General features: G+C 68.4%; 19 protein-coding genes. 9 read left to right on the forward strand and 10 right to left on the reverse strand.

Features of this window, described 5'->3' with window-relative positions; all coding sequences use genetic code 11:
• Positions 1–43 precede the first annotated feature (43 nt).
• Both ACP4J3_RS34325 and ACP4J3_RS34330 read left to right on the forward strand, forming a co-directional pair.
• Positions 44–1,195 (forward strand): acyl-CoA dehydrogenase family protein, encoded by a 1,152-nt coding sequence (locus tag ACP4J3_RS34325; protein WP_426540198.1) that lies wholly within the window; start codon positions 44–46, stop codon positions 1,193–1,195.
• On the forward strand, positions 1,195–2,244 hold the full coding sequence (locus ACP4J3_RS34330; RefSeq protein WP_426540199.1) for a Zn-dependent alcohol dehydrogenase: 1,050 nt from the start codon (positions 1,195–1,197) through the stop codon (positions 2,242–2,244). The genes ACP4J3_RS34325 and ACP4J3_RS34330 overlap by 1 nt, the downstream gene beginning before the upstream one ends.
• A 60-nt stretch (positions 2,245–2,304) precedes the next feature.
• On the opposite strand, the gene ACP4J3_RS34335 is transcribed toward ACP4J3_RS34330, so the two are convergent.
• Entirely contained in the window at positions 2,305–3,183 is an 879-nt protein-coding gene (locus ACP4J3_RS34335) for an alpha/beta fold hydrolase (RefSeq protein ID WP_426540200.1), read from the reverse strand.
• 71 nt (positions 3,184–3,254) lie between these two features.
• Here ACP4J3_RS34335 and ACP4J3_RS34340 point away from each other — a divergent pair, with 71 nt between their 5' ends.
• The 4 genes from ACP4J3_RS34340 (at position 3,255) to ACP4J3_RS34355 (ending at position 6,085) form a co-directional block, all read left to right on the forward strand.
• Positions 3,255–3,758 carry a MarR family transcriptional regulator gene (locus tag ACP4J3_RS34340; RefSeq protein ID WP_426540219.1) on the forward strand — a complete coding sequence of 168 codons (504 nt, stop codon included), beginning with the start codon at positions 3,255–3,257 and terminating at the stop codon, positions 3,756–3,758.
• Between the two features lie 143 nt (positions 3,759–3,901).
• The gene (locus ACP4J3_RS34345) at positions 3,902–4,279 is read left to right on the forward strand and encodes a hypothetical protein (protein WP_426540201.1); all 378 of its coding nucleotides are present in this window, start codon (positions 3,902–3,904) and stop codon (positions 4,277–4,279) included.
• Positions 4,280–4,309: 30 nt separating this feature from the next.
• Positions 4,310–5,506, forward strand: coding sequence for an ABC transporter substrate-binding protein (locus ACP4J3_RS34350; RefSeq protein WP_426540202.1), 1,197 nt, complete (start codon positions 4,310–4,312; stop codon positions 5,504–5,506).
• A gap of 207 nt (positions 5,507–5,713) precedes the next feature.
• On the forward strand, positions 5,714–6,085 hold the full coding sequence (locus ACP4J3_RS34355) for a hypothetical protein (RefSeq protein WP_426540203.1): 372 nt from the start codon (positions 5,714–5,716) through the stop codon (positions 6,083–6,085).
• A gap of 563 nt (positions 6,086–6,648) precedes the next feature.
• On the opposite strand, the gene ACP4J3_RS34360 is transcribed toward ACP4J3_RS34355, so the two are convergent.
• The 9 genes from ACP4J3_RS34360 to ACP4J3_RS34400 all read right to left on the reverse strand — a co-directional run bounded on the left by ACP4J3_RS34360 (position 6,649) and on the right by ACP4J3_RS34400 (position 12,978).
• Positions 6,649–7,134 carry a hypothetical protein gene (locus ACP4J3_RS34360; protein ID WP_426540204.1) on the reverse strand — a complete coding sequence of 162 codons (486 nt, stop codon included), beginning with the start codon at positions 7,132–7,134 and terminating at the stop codon, positions 6,649–6,651.
• 228 nt (positions 7,135–7,362) lie between these two features.
• Complete coding sequence (locus tag ACP4J3_RS34365) at positions 7,363–7,716, reverse strand: hypothetical protein (protein WP_426540205.1); 354 nt, start codon at positions 7,714–7,716, stop codon at positions 7,363–7,365.
• A gap of 368 nt (positions 7,717–8,084) precedes the next feature.
• On the reverse strand, positions 8,085–8,465 hold the full coding sequence (locus ACP4J3_RS34370) for a hypothetical protein (protein WP_426540206.1): 381 nt from the start codon (positions 8,463–8,465) through the stop codon (positions 8,085–8,087).
• A gap of 35 nt (positions 8,466–8,500) precedes the next feature.
• Entirely contained in the window at positions 8,501–8,920 is a 420-nt protein-coding gene (locus tag ACP4J3_RS34375) for a hypothetical protein (RefSeq protein ID WP_426540207.1), read from the reverse strand.
• Between the two features lie 417 nt (positions 8,921–9,337).
• On the reverse strand, positions 9,338–9,715 hold the full coding sequence (locus ACP4J3_RS34380) for a hypothetical protein (RefSeq protein WP_426540208.1): 378 nt from the start codon (positions 9,713–9,715) through the stop codon (positions 9,338–9,340).
• Between the two features lie 143 nt (positions 9,716–9,858).
• Positions 9,859–11,361: a helix-turn-helix domain-containing protein gene (locus ACP4J3_RS34385; protein WP_426540209.1), complete on the reverse strand. Its 1,503-nt coding sequence runs from the start codon at positions 11,359–11,361 to the stop codon at positions 9,859–9,861.
• A gap of 332 nt (positions 11,362–11,693) precedes the next feature.
• A complete protein-coding gene (locus ACP4J3_RS34390; protein ID WP_426540210.1) occupies positions 11,694–12,173 on the reverse strand; it encodes an NUDIX domain-containing protein in 480 nt (159 codons plus the stop codon).
• On the reverse strand, positions 12,163–12,486 hold the full coding sequence (locus ACP4J3_RS34395; RefSeq protein WP_426540211.1) for a hypothetical protein: 324 nt from the start codon (positions 12,484–12,486) through the stop codon (positions 12,163–12,165). Before ACP4J3_RS34395 ends, ACP4J3_RS34390 begins: the two co-directional genes overlap by 11 nt.
• Before the next feature lie 261 nt (positions 12,487–12,747).
• Complete coding sequence (locus ACP4J3_RS34400; protein ID WP_426540212.1) at positions 12,748–12,978, reverse strand: hypothetical protein; 231 nt, start codon at positions 12,976–12,978, stop codon at positions 12,748–12,750.
• 318 nt (positions 12,979–13,296) lie between these two features.
• On the opposite strand from ACP4J3_RS34400, the gene ACP4J3_RS34405 reads away from it, so the two are divergent.
• The 3 genes from ACP4J3_RS34405 to ACP4J3_RS34415 are packed head-to-tail and all read left to right on the forward strand — an operon-like array spanning position 13,297 to position 15,228.
• Positions 13,297–13,482, forward strand: a complete 186-nt coding sequence (locus tag ACP4J3_RS34405) for a helix-turn-helix transcriptional regulator (protein WP_426540213.1) — start codon at positions 13,297–13,299, stop codon at positions 13,480–13,482.
• Positions 13,431–14,462 carry a transcriptional regulator gene (locus ACP4J3_RS34410; protein ID WP_426540214.1) on the forward strand — a complete coding sequence of 344 codons (1,032 nt, stop codon included), beginning with the start codon at positions 13,431–13,433 and terminating at the stop codon, positions 14,460–14,462. The genes ACP4J3_RS34405 and ACP4J3_RS34410 overlap by 52 nt, the downstream gene beginning before the upstream one ends.
• Before the next feature lie 22 nt (positions 14,463–14,484).
• On the forward strand, positions 14,485–15,228 hold the full coding sequence (locus tag ACP4J3_RS34415; RefSeq protein ID WP_426540215.1) for a 5-formyltetrahydrofolate cyclo-ligase: 744 nt from the start codon (positions 14,485–14,487) through the stop codon (positions 15,226–15,228).
• Positions 15,229–15,279: the final 51 nt, after the last annotated feature.

Consider the following 15,279-nt stretch of genomic DNA (forward strand, 5'->3'; position numbering starts at 1 on the left):
GCCCCTGAGGTGGGGATTCTGACCGTCGCTTTTGGAGGTCGCCGTGGACTTTGGGTTCACCGCCGAGGATGAGGCTTTCCGCAGGGAAGCTCGGGATTGGCTCTCCGGGCATGTCGAAGGGGCGTCGGACCGTCGTACCTGGGAACGGACCCTCGGGAAAGCCGGGTGGATCGGGATCGGGTGGGGTTCGGGCGGGTACGGGAACCGGAGCGTCACCCTCACTCAGCAGGTGGTGTGGGCCGAGGAGTACGCGCGGTCGGGGGCGCCGGCGCGGTCGGGGCACATCGGGGAGAATCTGCTGGCGCCGACCCTGCTCGCGCATGGGAGCGCGGAGCAGAAGGCCAGGTTTCTTCCGCCCGTTGCCCTCGGTGAGGAGCTGTGGTGTCAGGGGTACAGCGAGCCCGGGGCGGGGTCGGACCTCGCGGGGGTTCGTACCAAGGCCGAGCGCGGGCCGGACGGGACGTACCGGGTCACCGGTCAGAAGATCTGGACCTCCCTCGCGCATGAGGCCGACTGGTGTTTCGTGCTGGCGCGCACCGAGGCGGAGTCGCGTCGTCATCATGGCCTGAGCTTTCTGCTCGTTCCGATGGATCAGCCGGGGCGTATCGAGGTGCGGCCGATTCGGCAGCTGACCGGGACCAGCGACTTCAACGAGGTGTTCTTCGACGGCGCACAGGCGCGCGCGGAGCATGTCGTCGGCGGCGAGGGCGCGGGGTGGAAGGTCGCGATGAGTCTGCTCGGGTTCGAGCGGGGGGTGTCGACCCTTGCCCAGCAGATCGGCTTCGCGGGGGAGTTGGGGCGGGTCGTGGCGGACGCGGTGCGCTCCGGTGCCGTGCGGGATCCGGTCGTACGGGAGCGGCTGGTGCGGCAGTGGGCCGAGTTGCGGGTGATGCGGTGGAACGCGCTGCGCACGCTGGGGCGAGCCGGGGACGCGGGGGCGCCCAGTGTGGCCAAGCTGCTGTGGGCCGGCTGGCATCAGCGGCTCGGGGAGCTGGCGATGCAGGTGCGGGGGGCCGGGGCGAGCGTGGGGCCGCGGGAGTGGGCGCCCTCGTCACCGTATGAACTCGACGCCCTGCAGCATCTGTTCCTCTTCTCCCGTGCCGACACGATCTACGGGGGCTCTGACCAGGTTCAGCGCACGATCATCGCCGAGCGGGTGCTCGGCCTGCCCAGGGAGCCCAAGGGGGTCGTCTGATGCGCGCAGTGATGTACGACGGCAAGCGGGTCGAGGTCGTGGACGATCTGGAGGTGCGGGACCCGGGGCCCGGTGAGGTGCTGGTGGCCATCTCGGCGGCCGGGCTGTGTCACAGCGATCTGTCCGTGGTGGACGGGACCATACCCTTCCCTGTTCCTGTGGTGCTGGGCCATGAGGGCGCGGGTGTGGTGGAGGCGGTGGGTGTGGGGGTCACCCATGTCGAGCCCGGGGACCATGTGGCCCTGTCCACGCTGGCCAACTGTGGTGTGTGTGCCGAATGCGACCGTGGGCGGCCGACCATGTGCCGACAGGCCATAGGGCGGCCGGGGCGGCCGTTCCGGCGGGGTGAGCAGAAGGTGTTCCAGTTCGCGTCCAACTCCGCCTTCGCGGAACGGACCGTGGTGAAGGCCGTGCAGGCGGTTCGGATTCCGAGGGACATTCCGCTGTCGTCCGCCGCGCTGATCGGGTGCGGGGTGCTCACGGGTGTGGGCGCCGTGCTGAACCGGGCGCGGGTCGACCGCGGGGACCGGGTGGTCGTGATCGGCGCCGGCGGGATCGGGCTCAACGTCATCCAGGGGGCCCGGATCGCGGGGGCGCTGCGGATCGTGGCGGTGGACGCCAATCCGGCGAAGGAGGCGGTGGCACGGCAGTTCGGGGCGACGGACTTCCTGACGTCGGCGGAGGGGGTGCGCGAACTGCTGCCGACGGGGGCGGACCACGCCTTCGAGTGCGTGGGGCGGGTCGAGCTGATCCGGGCGGCCGTCGATCTGCTCGACCGGCATGGGCAGGCCGTACTGCTCGGGGTGCCGGCGGCCACGGCCGAGGCGTCCTTCCTCGTGTCCTCCATGTACCTGGACAAGTCGATCCTGGGCTGCCGGTACGGGTCTTCGAGGCCGCAGCGGGACATCGCGCTGTACGCCGAGCTGTATCGGGCCGGGCGGCTGCTGCTGGACGAGCTGGTGACGCAGACGTATCCGGTGGAGGACTTCGAGAAGGCGGTGGCGGATGCGGGGGCGGGGAAGGTGGCGCGGGGGGTGTTGACTTTCTGAGGGTGCTGGAGTTTCTCGTTGGCTCTGAGGCATCAGTTGCCCGGTGGCGGTCGCCGGTGCTCACGCCAGGAACTCGGCCAACAGGCGGTTGAGTTCGGCCGGTCGCTCGGTGGGGAGCGAGTGGTGGGAGGCGTCGGGCAGGGTGACGACGCCTGTCTCGGGCAGGAGCCGGCGTGCCGCGGCTGCCGCACGTCGCGCGTCGTGAGCCCGGCTGCGTTCTGCCAGGAGCACCAGGGCCGGAACGGTGCAGGCCCTCAGGTCCCGTGCCTTGGGGCGCCGCATGGCGACGACCTTCGATCGCCGGGCGCCCGCGGTGCTGTCCAGGAACGCCCGCCACACGGGGTCCTCGGGGTCGCGGCCGGTCTCCCACCGGTGGAAGGCCCGGATGCGCTCGGCGGTGGGCCGCAGGAGGGTCGGCAGCCCGTGCATGAGATAGCGCGGGCGCATGCCGGTGAAGCAGTTGGTCGGGTCGAGCAGCGCGAGCCTGCCGAGCCGTCGGGGCGCGTGCAGCGCGTAGTTCAGGGCGATCCAGGCGCCGTAGGAGTGGCCGCACAGGTGCGCCCCGTCCAGGCCCAGCTCGTCGAAGAGCGAGTCGAGCCATGCCACCAGGTCGCCGGCGCCCCGCAGCGGCGCCCCGTCGTGCACGCTGCGGCCGATGTCGCCGATCAGGTCGACGGCGTAGACCCGATGGGCGGCGGCCAGGTCCTTGACGTTGGCGAACCAGACCACCGAGGTCGCCCCGCCCCCGGGCAGCAGCACGACTGGAGCGCCGTCCTGCCGGCCGCAGATCTGGACGCGGGTGGTGCCGTAGGGGGAGGTCGGAACGTCGACGCTGTGCACGTCCGCGGGCCAGCGCCGCAGGACGGCGTCGTATGCCGCGTGGAAGACCGCCTCGTGATCCACGCTCCCGTCGTGATCCACGGTCCCGTCGTGATCCATGTTCCCGCCCCCGCCTATGATTGCTCGACTGTCGATAATCTCGACGATCGAGATATTACGGGAGCATGAGCATGGACGACCAGGACCCCGGCCTCCAACTGGTCCATCTGCTGCGGGCCGTCACCGTGGAACTGGACCTCTTCGCCGCCGGGTTCGCCGCCCGCAACGGCCTTCACGCCACGGATGTGCGCGCGCTGATCCACCTTCTGGACGCCCGTCGGGAGGGCGTGGACGCCACTCCTGGGTGGCTCGGACGGCAGTTGGGCGTGAACTCGGCGTCGACCACGGCCTTGGTCGACCGCCTGGAGCGGCTGGGGCTCGTGCGCCGGGAACGGGACACCCGCGACCGCCGACGGGTGCTGCTGGTCGTGCGGGACGAGGCCGTCACCCTGGGCTGGTCGTTCTTCGGGCCGCTGATCGAGGAGATGGTCGCCGAGATGCGGTCCTTCGACGAGGGCGAGCTGGCCACGGTGCGCCGGTTCCTGCTGGCGATGCGCGATGTCTCCGCGGCGCGGCGCGCAGGGAATCAGCCGACCGACGAGCAGGGCGAGGGGCAGGAGGATCGGGGGCACTGAGCATCCCATCGGAGTACCCGATCAACGGTCCCGCAGATCATTCACCCTTCACAGGCCGTACCGATCTTCCTACGTGTCGTTAGTTCAGAGTGCTCCGGCCGGTACAGCCGGACAACCGATCCAGCGAAAGGAAACCGACACAGATGTACGGCACGCGGCGCACGGCGGTAGTGGCCTCGATCGTGGGGATGCTCATGGCTGTTCCCGCCGGTATGGCCACGGCCGATGCCGGTGACGGCGACGCGGGGGCGGGCGGTGTGCTGTCCAACCTCTCCGGCCGGAACTCCTCCGGCCACGCCAACCTCTGCGGGGCGGGCAAGGTGGCGCTCTTCAAGGAGCGCACGTGTGTGACCGAGGACGACGGCAAGGGGGGCGGCGACCAGGCGGGCCCCAGCGGCGGCGTCCTGTCCAACCTGCTCTTCGCCCGGAACGCCTCGGGACACAGCAACAACTGCGGCAACGAGACGGTGGCCGTGTTCAGCCAGACCACCTGCGTCACTGTCGACCGCTCCGGCCGCTGAGCAGCCACACCAGCGATGAGAGGGGTCACGATGTCGTCGACTTCCTTGTGTGTGGGCGTAGTTGCGCCGTTGACGGGCCGACTGGCTCCTCTCGGGTCACCGTTGTCGTACGTTCTGCGCAGGCTCGCACCCCGGCTCGCGCACGTGCGCAACGGTGGCCGCCGCCACGACGTGACCATCGCCGTGCGCGACAGCCGTTCGGATCCTGACGCGGCCCGGCAGGCCGTGCGCGACCTGGCCGACGCCGACGGCGCGAACGTCGTGCTCACCATGGCCGGCACCCGGGTCCTGCCCGCCGTCACCAACGCCTGCGAAGCGGCCCGGGTCCCTTGTGCGTCGACGACGTTCCCCTGGCAGGCGTACATCCACACACGCGGCGCCGGGCCCGGGCACCGTTTCCGGTGGACGTACCACTTCGCGTGGGGCCTGGACGACATCGCGGCCGTCTTCGCCGACCTGTGGGAGCTTGTCGACGGGCGGGGCGCCGTCGGGTGCCTCTGGAACGACGACCTGCAGGGCGGCCTGCTGCGTCACGACCGGTACGGCTTCGCCCCGGTGACGTCCCCGCGCGGGCACACCTTGGTCGACCTGGGCGCCTATCGGGAACCCGCCGACGACTTCCACGCGCAGGTCGGCCGCATGCGGGAACACGGCGCCGACCTCGTCACCAGCGCCGCCACCGCCACCGACCTCGCCCTCTTCCACCGACAGGCCCGCGAGGCAGGGCTGCGCCCGCGGCTGATCACCTGCTCACGCTGGCTGACCTACCCGCACACCCACACCACGCCCGCCCCCGACGTCCACGGTGAACTCGCGGATGCGGGCGTGGCCACCCTGGTCTACTGGAGCCCCGACCACCCCTACCGCTCCAGCCTGGACGGCACCACGTGTGCCGAGCTCGCCCACGCCTACCTGCAGGACACCGGAGCGGCCTGGCTCCAGCCCCTCGGCCTGGCTCACGCCCTCCTGGAGACGGCGCACCACGCTCTCGCCGTCGCGGACGACCCCACCGACCGGGCCTCCGTCGCGGCGGCACTCGCCGGCACCAGCCTCGACACCATCGCCGGGCGCCTCGACTGGAGCCGGGGGCCGACACCCAACATCGCCCTGCTCCCTCTGGTCGGCGGGCAGTGGCACCACGGCGCCGACGGTCCCCGGCTCGCCGTCGTCAGCAACCGCGCGCATCCGGGCCTACCGCTCACCGGGGAGCTTGCATCGGCGCGGTGACACCCGCCCGAACCGCCCGCCGCCCAGGCCCCCGGTGAACGCGACCTCTTTGCCCGCAGGAAGGGGCCGGCGACCCCTCGAGGAAATCTCGCCGTCGTCCCGGCCACCGTCTGGCTCGGATGGTTCGACCCCCAAGAGGTCACCGTACGGCGCTGTTTCGCGCTGCGGGTGTCGCCCGCGTCGGAGTGGCGTGCGGACCCTCGTGACGTGGACTGCCCGGACGGCCCTCCGCTGACCTTCGCCCCGCCCCCCGAACCGCCCCGGCTGCCGTACGAGGAGCTCCGCGCGAAACTTCCCCGGGTCCCGGACGGCGGCCGGGCGGACGAAGCCGAGGTGCGCCGTACGCTCGCCGCCCTGGACCTGCATCCGGCGATCCGTACCGAGGTGAAGGCGGACGGCGGCCGGGTCGGCGTACTGCTGTCGGTGAAGGGCAACGGCTTCGACGCCCAGGACTGCCTTCTCGCCCGCGTGGGCCCCGGCGCCACCGAGGTGTGGGCGCCGCCCCGGATCCAGCGGATGCCCGGAAAGGGCGGCTGCACCGTCGGCAACGCTCTGGACCCGATACCGTCACCGCACTGAACGGGGTGCCTGGCTCCGGTGAACAGCCACCTGCACCCTTCTCGCCGCCTCCGCGATGTCGCCCATCGCCTCTACCGTCCCTCAGAAGCGGACCGGGGTCATGAGTACTGGAGGACGCACGGGTTCCTGAAGCGGCTGGTACGGCTACCACGGCCGTTGAACTGCACGGTGGACGAACTCGTCCAGCCGGAGCCGGTCGCCGCGGCCGCGCCGGAACAGGGACCCCTTCGAGCGGTCGGCGATGACGCTCCGGCGGCGGAGGCACCGCGGCCGAAACCGCGGTCGACGCGCTCGTCAGGGCGGCTGTTACCGCCCAATTGGCCGCAGTGGGCGAGCCGAAGATGCCGTCATCGTCAATGCCCATGGCGTTCACCACTCCCGCCGCCGCATGTGTGGAGCCGCACCAGTGGGCCGAGCAGCCCATGTGAGGCCAGCAGTAGCGCGTCGGGGCCGGCGGTGAGATGACCGTCGGCCCCGACGCGCAGTAGCTTTCCCGATTGCCCGCCGCGATCCGTCGCGCGGGCGGTGCTGCGGTGAACCCGGCCCCTCACCGGGTGCAGATGTCAGCCAACTCCTGGACACTCCTGCCTGGAGTCGTCGTTGTTTCTCCAGTTGGCCCAGTCCGCACTGCCGGCGACGATCTCGCCATTGGGACTCACCAGCCTGATCCTGAAGCGGAAGCAGTGACCTTCAGCCATGTTCCACGGTTGACCCATTGATGCGTCCGCGTGCGCTTCATCGTCGCCCTTTGTTGAGAGCCTATATTCCTTGGTGTTCGGGTCGTGGGTGGCGTTCCAGACGTCGAGTTGGACGTACTTGCCGTCTGACTGCTGGTCATATATGGAGACTTCATCACCGACCGGTTCGAAGTAAACTACCCCTCCTTGCTGGCCGCTGTCATTGGTTTCCATCGCGAAAAACGGTCCCCGAAGGTCAGCCGACACTGTCGGAGCCTGCTCATCAGCCTGTGCTGACGGCGCTGCGACGATACCCGCGGCTGCCAGCAGCAGGGCTCCTCCAGTGGAATTCATCCACCTCTTCGGCCTCATTACTCTTCCTCCTCAGTTGAAGCATTCTGGCGCGTGCCGGCAGTAGGTCCGTCACTGAACCGTAAAAGTGGCCCTATCCGGGGAGCAATGTGCACGATGCTCAATTCTGCGTGCCCGTTGTGCACGGCGCTCGGAACTGATCGGTACACGGCGGTCTTCTGCCGTTCGCCAATCGGGTTGCATGTCGCAAGCTGCACCGAGGCCGACGCTCGCGGTGCAGGTTGCGTGCTACGTGGTGACGAATCGGTATGTGGTGCTGGTCCCCACGTGGGATCCGGTGTCGACGTCGGCTGACTCACCGTCGCAGACCGTCCAGCTTCCGCTGTAGCGGCCGATCGTTACGGTGAGCCGGGTGCACTTGCCGTCGTCGACGGTGCTCGTGAGGCCGCCGGTGACGCGGGTCGTGCCGCCGGTGGTGCAGATGTCGAGCGTGGCCCGTACGCCGGGGCCGTTGAGTACTTCGGTCCGGCACGCGGCCGTGGCAGCGTCGCTGTGCCCGGCGGCAAGCGCCGGTGCGGCCGCACCGGCGAGGGCGCAGCCGACGGCGAGGGATGTGCCCAGGGTCTTCATTACGAGGCGCATTGGTCCGGTTCCAATCATGAAGTCAGGTCAACTCCAGGTGACAGCTGGGCCTCCTGCTCAGCTGGCCCAGGCAACGCTGAGGCTTCGGTGGTGCGTGGGTAGGCCCGAATGGTGTTGCGACTGATGCCGGGCTCGCAGGCCGAGTCGGTTACGGATCTTCTCGGGAAGGAGGCGGCATGCTGCGGGACCGGGACCGGTGTGGTGGCGCCAGCGAGCACAGCGATCTTGCACTCGGCGAGCAGGGCACTGAGCCGGGCTGGGGATTGCGCCCGCCGGCGAGCCGGGTTCGCGGTTCGCACTGATGAGGCGTCAGACACCTCGATCATGTACGAACTGCTTCTCTCTCCTTGACGATCCGTATCAGGGGGTCAGCCGGCCTTCGTCATGATTCCCGAACTCGAGTAGACGGTGTTGGGAGGGCAGTAGACGTACGAGTGCTTACCGTTGCCGACCGTCTGCCAAACCGGCGCCTCGCGGTTGACGATGGGTCCCCCGGACCAGGGCTTGCAGAGCACCAACGCCTTGAACTTTCCTCCACCGGACTTGCAGTACGCCTCAGTGCCCTCCCCCTTGAATATGTCCTTGAACTTGCCGTAGCTGCAGTCCTTCGGCCACTCCTTGGCCAGCGGTGCCGGGGCCTCCTGGACTGCCGTCGGTGCCGGGACGGCGTTGGCCACGGCCGGGAGCCCGGTGACGATGCCCATCGCCAGCGCGGCACCGGCGGCTGGCGGCAACAGTCGCTTCTTCATGATGAAGCTCCTCACTATTTCAATGCCTACGGAGGTCAGGTGTTGTCCTTGGTAGAGGTTTCGATACCGGCGCTCTGTACTTTGCTGTCGCCGTTGCAGAATGCCTGTGACACGTAGGCATTCGTCCAATTGCCATATCCGTAAAGGATCTTTCCGGTACTGGGGCTCTTGCACACGGCAATGGCCCGCCATGATCCTCCGTTGTCGTGGTCGCACCAGGCCAGGGACCCGTAATCGCCCACGGTGCCGTAATCGCAGCCGGTCGGCCGTGCCTTGGTCCTGGTATCTGAGTCAGTACTCGTCATCCCCGGGAAGCTGCCCACCGATCCCACAGGAATCTGCAGTGAGGTTTGCTCAGCGGAAGCGGCGCTGTCCGCGTATGCAGGGGCGGCCAGGGACGCCAACGCGGCCATCAACGTCCCAATCCCAGCCGCGATAGTCTTCTTGCTTGCCATTTCTTACTCCCAGGGCTGTCAGTAGTACTCGCTGATACAGCAGCGGACTTGGTGCTGACCTGGCCCGCTGCCATGGAGTCGGTTGATGCGTTGGGCTGAGCCAGCGATTCCGAGAAAGGGCTTTGCAGTTCCCTCTACGTGTTTTGTCCTTGTGGTTCCGCCTCTTCCAGGTGGCTTCTGCGGGTGCGGGCGAATGTTGTCCACAAGGCCAGTTCGGGGGATGGGCGAAGGATCGATCCCGCCAGTCGCCGATGGCGAAACAGAGGTCGTACAGAAGATGGGTGCGCGGTCACCGCGGCCATGGAGGCTGCCAACCGGCCTAATTGGGTCTCCTCCTGAGCCGCACCCTAGTGCGCTGCAGAGAGAGGACCAGTACGTTGGCCGACGAGGCGGACTCCGGTCAGTCACCGGAGGACGTCAGGTGCGGTACCGCTTCCAGTCCAGACAGTTGTCGGGGCCGCTGATGACCTCGTGGCACACCCTGAAGAAGACCCACTTGTCGCCTTCGGGGTTTGCCACAGGGAACTTGTGCCAGCCGCGATCGACGTCGGCTGACAGCGCAACGCGGGACTCCGGTCTGTGATCGGCCTTGAACGAGTAAGGGATGTAGCACGAGAAGTGGTCCTCCCGCGCGTCCTTGAGACGGAAGGTATTGCTCGAAGAGATCCACTGACCGCCACAACGGTGGTAGTCCTCATACAACCAGCGGATTCCCGAATCAGCGGCGGCCGTTCCACTCGTGAGCGTCATCGTGGCCAGCGTTGCCGCACCGACGGCGGTGATTGCTTCGGACATGGCGTGTCTCGCCCGTGACTTCATACTGTGACTTCCCCTCCAGAAAGTGGAGCCCCCGAGGCGTCATCACGACCGTAGAAGACACAGTCCCCACGGGCCAATGTGCATGGTGCTCAATTCCGGGCGCCGGTTGTGCACGGTGCTCAGACGGACCGGGTGGCACTGGCGTGGAGGGCGTGGACGATGTCGTGGATGCCGGCGCCGGTGGTCAGCAAGTCGCGTCCGAGTTGGGCTTCGGCGGCGCGTAGGTGGGCGCGTACGGTGTTGCGGCTGATGCCGAGGTGGCGGGCCGCCTGCTGGGCGTCGGCGTTGGCGTCGATCCACGCTTGAAGGGTGTGCTGCTGCGTGGCCGTCAGCGGCCGGAGGAAAGTCTGGGCCCATGCAGCGGCTCGTTCGGTGCGCAGCAAGTCGTCCAGGGCGGTGGGTGGTTGCTGTTCGTCGGCTTCGGGGGTAGTGCATGCGCTGGTGACCGCGAGGGCCAGGTGGACGGCGGCGCGGGAGCGGACATCAGCCAGGTCCAGGCCGAGGGCCTGTTCGGCACGTCTGATGTGAGCGGTGACGGTGTTACGGCTGAGGTCGAGCAGCCGGGCCACCGCCGCTCGGGGCATGCTCATGAGCATGTGGGTGATGTCCACGGTGATCGTCGGGAGGGAGTCCAGCGGGCGCAGCACATCACGGGCCCAGGCGAGCGCGGGTCGGCGGGGCAGGACGCCATCCAGCGGCGTCTGCCCCTGGTAGGAGACCACACGGCCGGTCGTGGTGCGGGCGGCGGCCAGGGCGTGGGCGGCCTGGCCGTAGGCCCCGGCCGTGGTGTCGAGCGAATGGGGGCCGCTGACACCCAGCGCGTAGCCAGGGTTGTCGCGCACCAGGCGGCGCAGTCCCTCGCCCCGGCCACCGGCCTGGCCGCGGGAGCCGTCCGCAGCGCGGTCGTCGGCGTCGTCGGCGATGAGACAGATCAGGTGTTCCTTGAAGACGGGGCAGTGCACCAACAGGTCCCGGCCGTGGTAGCCGGACGGATCCTGGTACGCCCGCACGATCCCGTCACGGTGGGCGGGCGGGCAGTGCAGCAGATAGACCCGCAGCCGGTCGGCCTCCAGCAGCGGAGGAACGGCACCAGTCGTCATGCGGCGGGCCAGCGTCGGCTCTCCCACCAGCAGCGCCTGGAGCACCGCGAACCGTACCTGGCGCGCCTTGTACTGGAAGCCGCGCCAAGTCCGCTCGCCGTCCCCGGCACGGCGCAGGAGCGTGATGACGCTGCCGGTGTGCGAGATCACCGCGATGGCCTCCGGGCTCAGCACCGACCGAGCGGCAGCCACCAGCACCGGGCGCGACTCATGCACACTGAGGACCTCACAGTGCACGTTCCACCCATCGGCCTGGGTCGCGGCCGCGGCCAACTGCCCGCCGGATAATCGCGCGAGCAGCGGAGCGAGCGAACGCCGAATCTCCCGGGGAAATCCAGCGGTGGACGACTCCACCGTGCCCCTGTCCTCCGCGACCAGCGCGACGTGCGCGCCGGTGTGTCGGTGCAGCCAGTCCAGGACCTCCCGCACATCCGGCTCGGCTCCGCGGGATGCCTGACGTCTCACCTCACGAAGCAGCCCGTCGAGCCCTGCTGCGTCCCCACGCACCTCAACCGTGTCCATCCCGGCCTCCGCCCCCTCTGCCAGCGCCCCGCCGTTCCACCTTCACCATGACAACCCGGTCCCGGGACCGCTGCCCACAGCTCCAATCCGACCCTCGGCGGTCTGCACAGCAATCCGACAGATACGAAACTCCGCGACCACAATCGCCACGATGCTCTCCGGCTGCTCGCCGAAGGGACGCACGCTGACCATGGCCGATCGCAGAAATAGCACCGCGCTCGCAGCCGGATCACCAGCGGTCGGACTGAGGCTGGTGAGGGCTCATCGTGTTTGCAATCGCTCTCTTGTAAGCCCAGCGAGGAGCAGAGCACAGGCGCTTCCTGCCTCGGTGATCAGTCCGGCGCGGACCGCCTCGATGGCCTCCTCCAGCATCCGCCAGTGCATGGCCATGCGATCTCTGTGTCGTCCCGGCGCTGAGTACCGGTGCGCAGATCAGTGGCGAGGAACAAGTGCATGCGCGCAGCGGCGACCGCTGGCAGCGGGTCGATGACCGCAAGCAGATGAACGTTGCCTGCGACCGGCCCCGTTTCCTCTTCCAGTTCCCGGATCACGGCGTCGCGCGGACGTTGGCCGCCGCAGCCCCGCCGGGTACGTGGGAGTAGGCCGGTGAGCGCCCTCATAAGGGGTCCTTGCCCATCGACTGCCGATGGCACGAGCAGCGGCAACGGGCCACGAGCAGGACACGCGTGGTGTGCGGCAGCGGTACGTCCCTGAGCTGCCGACACTGGGCGTGTACGTCCTCGTAGCCAGGCTTGCGCGCCAGTATGCACTCGGCGGACAGCGCAGGCACGTCGGTCGCTGTCACGGGCCATCACCGCACTGAGTCAACCGCGCACCCCTGCTGTCGGCGACCCGCAGCACATCGCCGAGTACCTGCGTGGCGGCCCGCAGCGCACGCCGTAACGCGTACTCGCCCGCCTCGCGATCGTCCAGAACGGCTCTCGCGCCCGTCAGAACTTCGTCGCCGTCACGGAGTTGGTCCTCCTCGATCTCGTCTGCGAGCCGGGACAGCGGGCCGTCCGCGCCGTCCGCGGACAGGAAGCACGGCTTGCCGGGGTCGGTCTCCCAAGGCAGGAGCCGTAGTCCCGAAGGTGGCGCGGCAACCGCGTTTCGGTCATAGCTCACGCGCTCAGCCCTCTCATAGCTGTTGATGTGGGGTGGCTGTCGAGGGCTGCACCCTCCCCGAGGCCGAGCACCTCCACACCGCTCTCTGCCGACCGGTACGCGCCCCACAGTTCCCGTCCTGCCTCACACCCCTCCTGCGCCTTGTGGGCAGGCTTGCAGCCGCCGTCGCACTTGCGGGTGTGCTCGAACCACAGCCGGTAGGAGCGCAGCATGGGGATCTCGGGGCGCCGGCAGCCCCGACCCCGACCTGGCCGTCGATCATCAGCTCACCTCCGCGAACGGCGCTGTGAACAGCGCGCGTCGGCGCACCTCGGGCGGGAGCAGATAGGCGCCGACGAGGGTGCTGGCGATGTCATCGGCGGCAATCGCGGGCAACTCGGTGGTCGGCCACGGATGCGCGGCTCGGCGGCGACGCGCGCTCGCGAGGATGGCAGCCCACATCTCGGGGGACGGCTGGCGAACGGGCAGGTCCGGGACGGCTTCCAGGGCCACGCCAGTGTCCGTGCCGCGTGCAGCGCGATGGTGGGGGCCGGGCAGCCCGAAGAGCATTGCCCTCACCCATGCAAGTGCCCGTGATACAAGGTGCATTGTCGGTCTCCTGCTCAGATCGGCCACGCCCCGGGAGGCCAGCCCGCCTCGCCGGGGTTTCCACGTCTGTCCGTCTTGGTGGAGATCTACGGAATCGCTCCCTGTCGCCACGGACCAGAGCAGAATTGACGCGTGGATGAGGCATCCATGACGCATCACCGGGCATGACCTGGGAGGTGTCGCCTCCAGAAATCGCGAGGAACGACGCGGGGAGATCGCTCCATGGCTCTGAAACGGCACGGTCTGGCTCGCCGCCGCCGGGCAGTAGGCCTCACTCAGGAGAGTCTCGCCGAGGCGCTGCGTGTGGAACGCTCCACCGTTGCGCGCTGGGAGTCGGGGAAGGCGGCGCCCCAGCCGTGGATTCGGCCGCGACTGGCGGAGACGCTGCGAGTGAGCGCGGAGGACTGACCGAACTCCTTGTGGTCTCGTCCACCGACGAGCAGCCACTCGCCGATCGCGCGGAGCACGCCATACGCCACCCGTCCCGTGTCGATCTCTCGACGGTCGCTGAAATCCGCGACAGCATGGACTCCCTGACTGAACGCTACGACCGGGTGCCCTCCGCGACGTTGCTGGCGCGTGCCGCCGAACACGCGAGCCAGGTCGCCTTCCTCGCCGGAGAAGCTCCCTCCGGGCGCGTGCAGCGCGAGATGCTCATGCTTCAGGCGGATGCGGCAACCCTCATGGGACAACTCGTCTGGGACGCGTCCCAACGGCGAGAGCACACCACGGCTCGCTCGTACTACGCGCAGAGCATCGAAGTGGCTCGCTATCTTGGCGACCCGAGCGCAGAAGGGCATGCCCTCTTACGGACCTGCTACGTGGCCCTCTACGGGGCCAACGACTACCAAGAAGGCCTGGACTTGGCACTCCAGGCAGCCCGTACCGCCCGGTGTACCAGTCACGTCATCACGGGGCTCGCCATGCTGCACGCTGCGGAGGCGCACGCGTACCTGGGCGATGCAGGCGAGTGCGAACGCGCCCTCACAGGCGCCGAACGGCACCTGAGCCAGTCCCACGGAGCGGACGCGGCCCATGAACTGTTCTCCCCCACTCACTTCGGCCGCCTGGCCGGCTCCTGTTACCTCTCCCTCGGCGACTATCGCAAAGCCGAAGAGCTCCTGGCTCACACCGCCGCCGTCCTGCAGGACCGATGCAAGTCCCGGGCGATCGTCCTCGGCAACCTCACTCTGACCCGCCTCCGGGACGGCGACCTGGATGCCGCACTCGCCGCGTTCAACGACGCCGTGAGCGAACTGCACGGCACGCGCGGGGGCGGTGGGATGAACATCGTCTTCCGGGCCGCCCGAGAGATGCGCCCATGGCGTGACGAACCTGCGGTGCAGGACGCACAGGACCGACTGATGGCGCTGATGGAAGCGGCATGACCTAGGCATGAAGGAGCTCCGCATGCGTACCCGCATGGACCAGGAAAAGCAGCAAGTACGCGAGAAGGTCTGGGATCTGCTCGATGCGTCGAGTGCCGTTCTCGACACAACGGCTCATGGCCGTATCCCGAACTTCAAAGGCTCCGAAACCGCCGCAGAGCGACTCGCCGAACTGAAGCCCTGGCATGACGCACGTGTCATTAAGGCCGTGCCGGACAAAGCCCAACTGCCCGTGCGCGCTCGCGCTCTCGCCGAGGGAAAAATCGTCTTCATGGCGGTGCCGAAACTTGCCGACCCGCGCCCCTTCTACTTCCTCGACCCCGCAGTGCTTCCCGTCCCCCCGCAGGAGGCAGCCTCCAGCCGGACCTCGGCAGCCGTGGCACCGCGAGTCGATGTTGCGGATCTCCGTCCCGTCGACTTGGTGGTCGTCGGGAGCGTTGCGGTGAATCGGGCGGGTGTGCGCATCGGCAAGGGAGCCGGGTATTCGGATCTTGAGTTCGCGTTCCTGATGGAGGCCGGGCTGATCAGCGATCGCACGGTGGTCGTGTCCACGGTCCACTCGCTCCAAGTGCTGGACGAGGATCTCCCAGCGACCGATCACGATTTCGGAGTGAACCTGATCGTCACCCCTGACGAGGTCATTCACTGCCCGTCACCACATCGGCCGACCGGGCTGGTGTGGGAGCACTTGGACACAGAGAAGATCGCTTCCATCCCAGCACTGGCAGCCCGAGTTCCTAAGACGTCGTCTCATTTGGATCATTGAGTAGTCTGCACCATGTGGTGATAGTCGAGCGCATGGTGCCGGACGAGTTGT

This window comes from Streptomyces sp. UG1 (assembly GCF_049974585.1).
GTDB lineage: Bacteria > Actinomycetota > Actinomycetes > Streptomycetales > Streptomycetaceae > Streptomyces.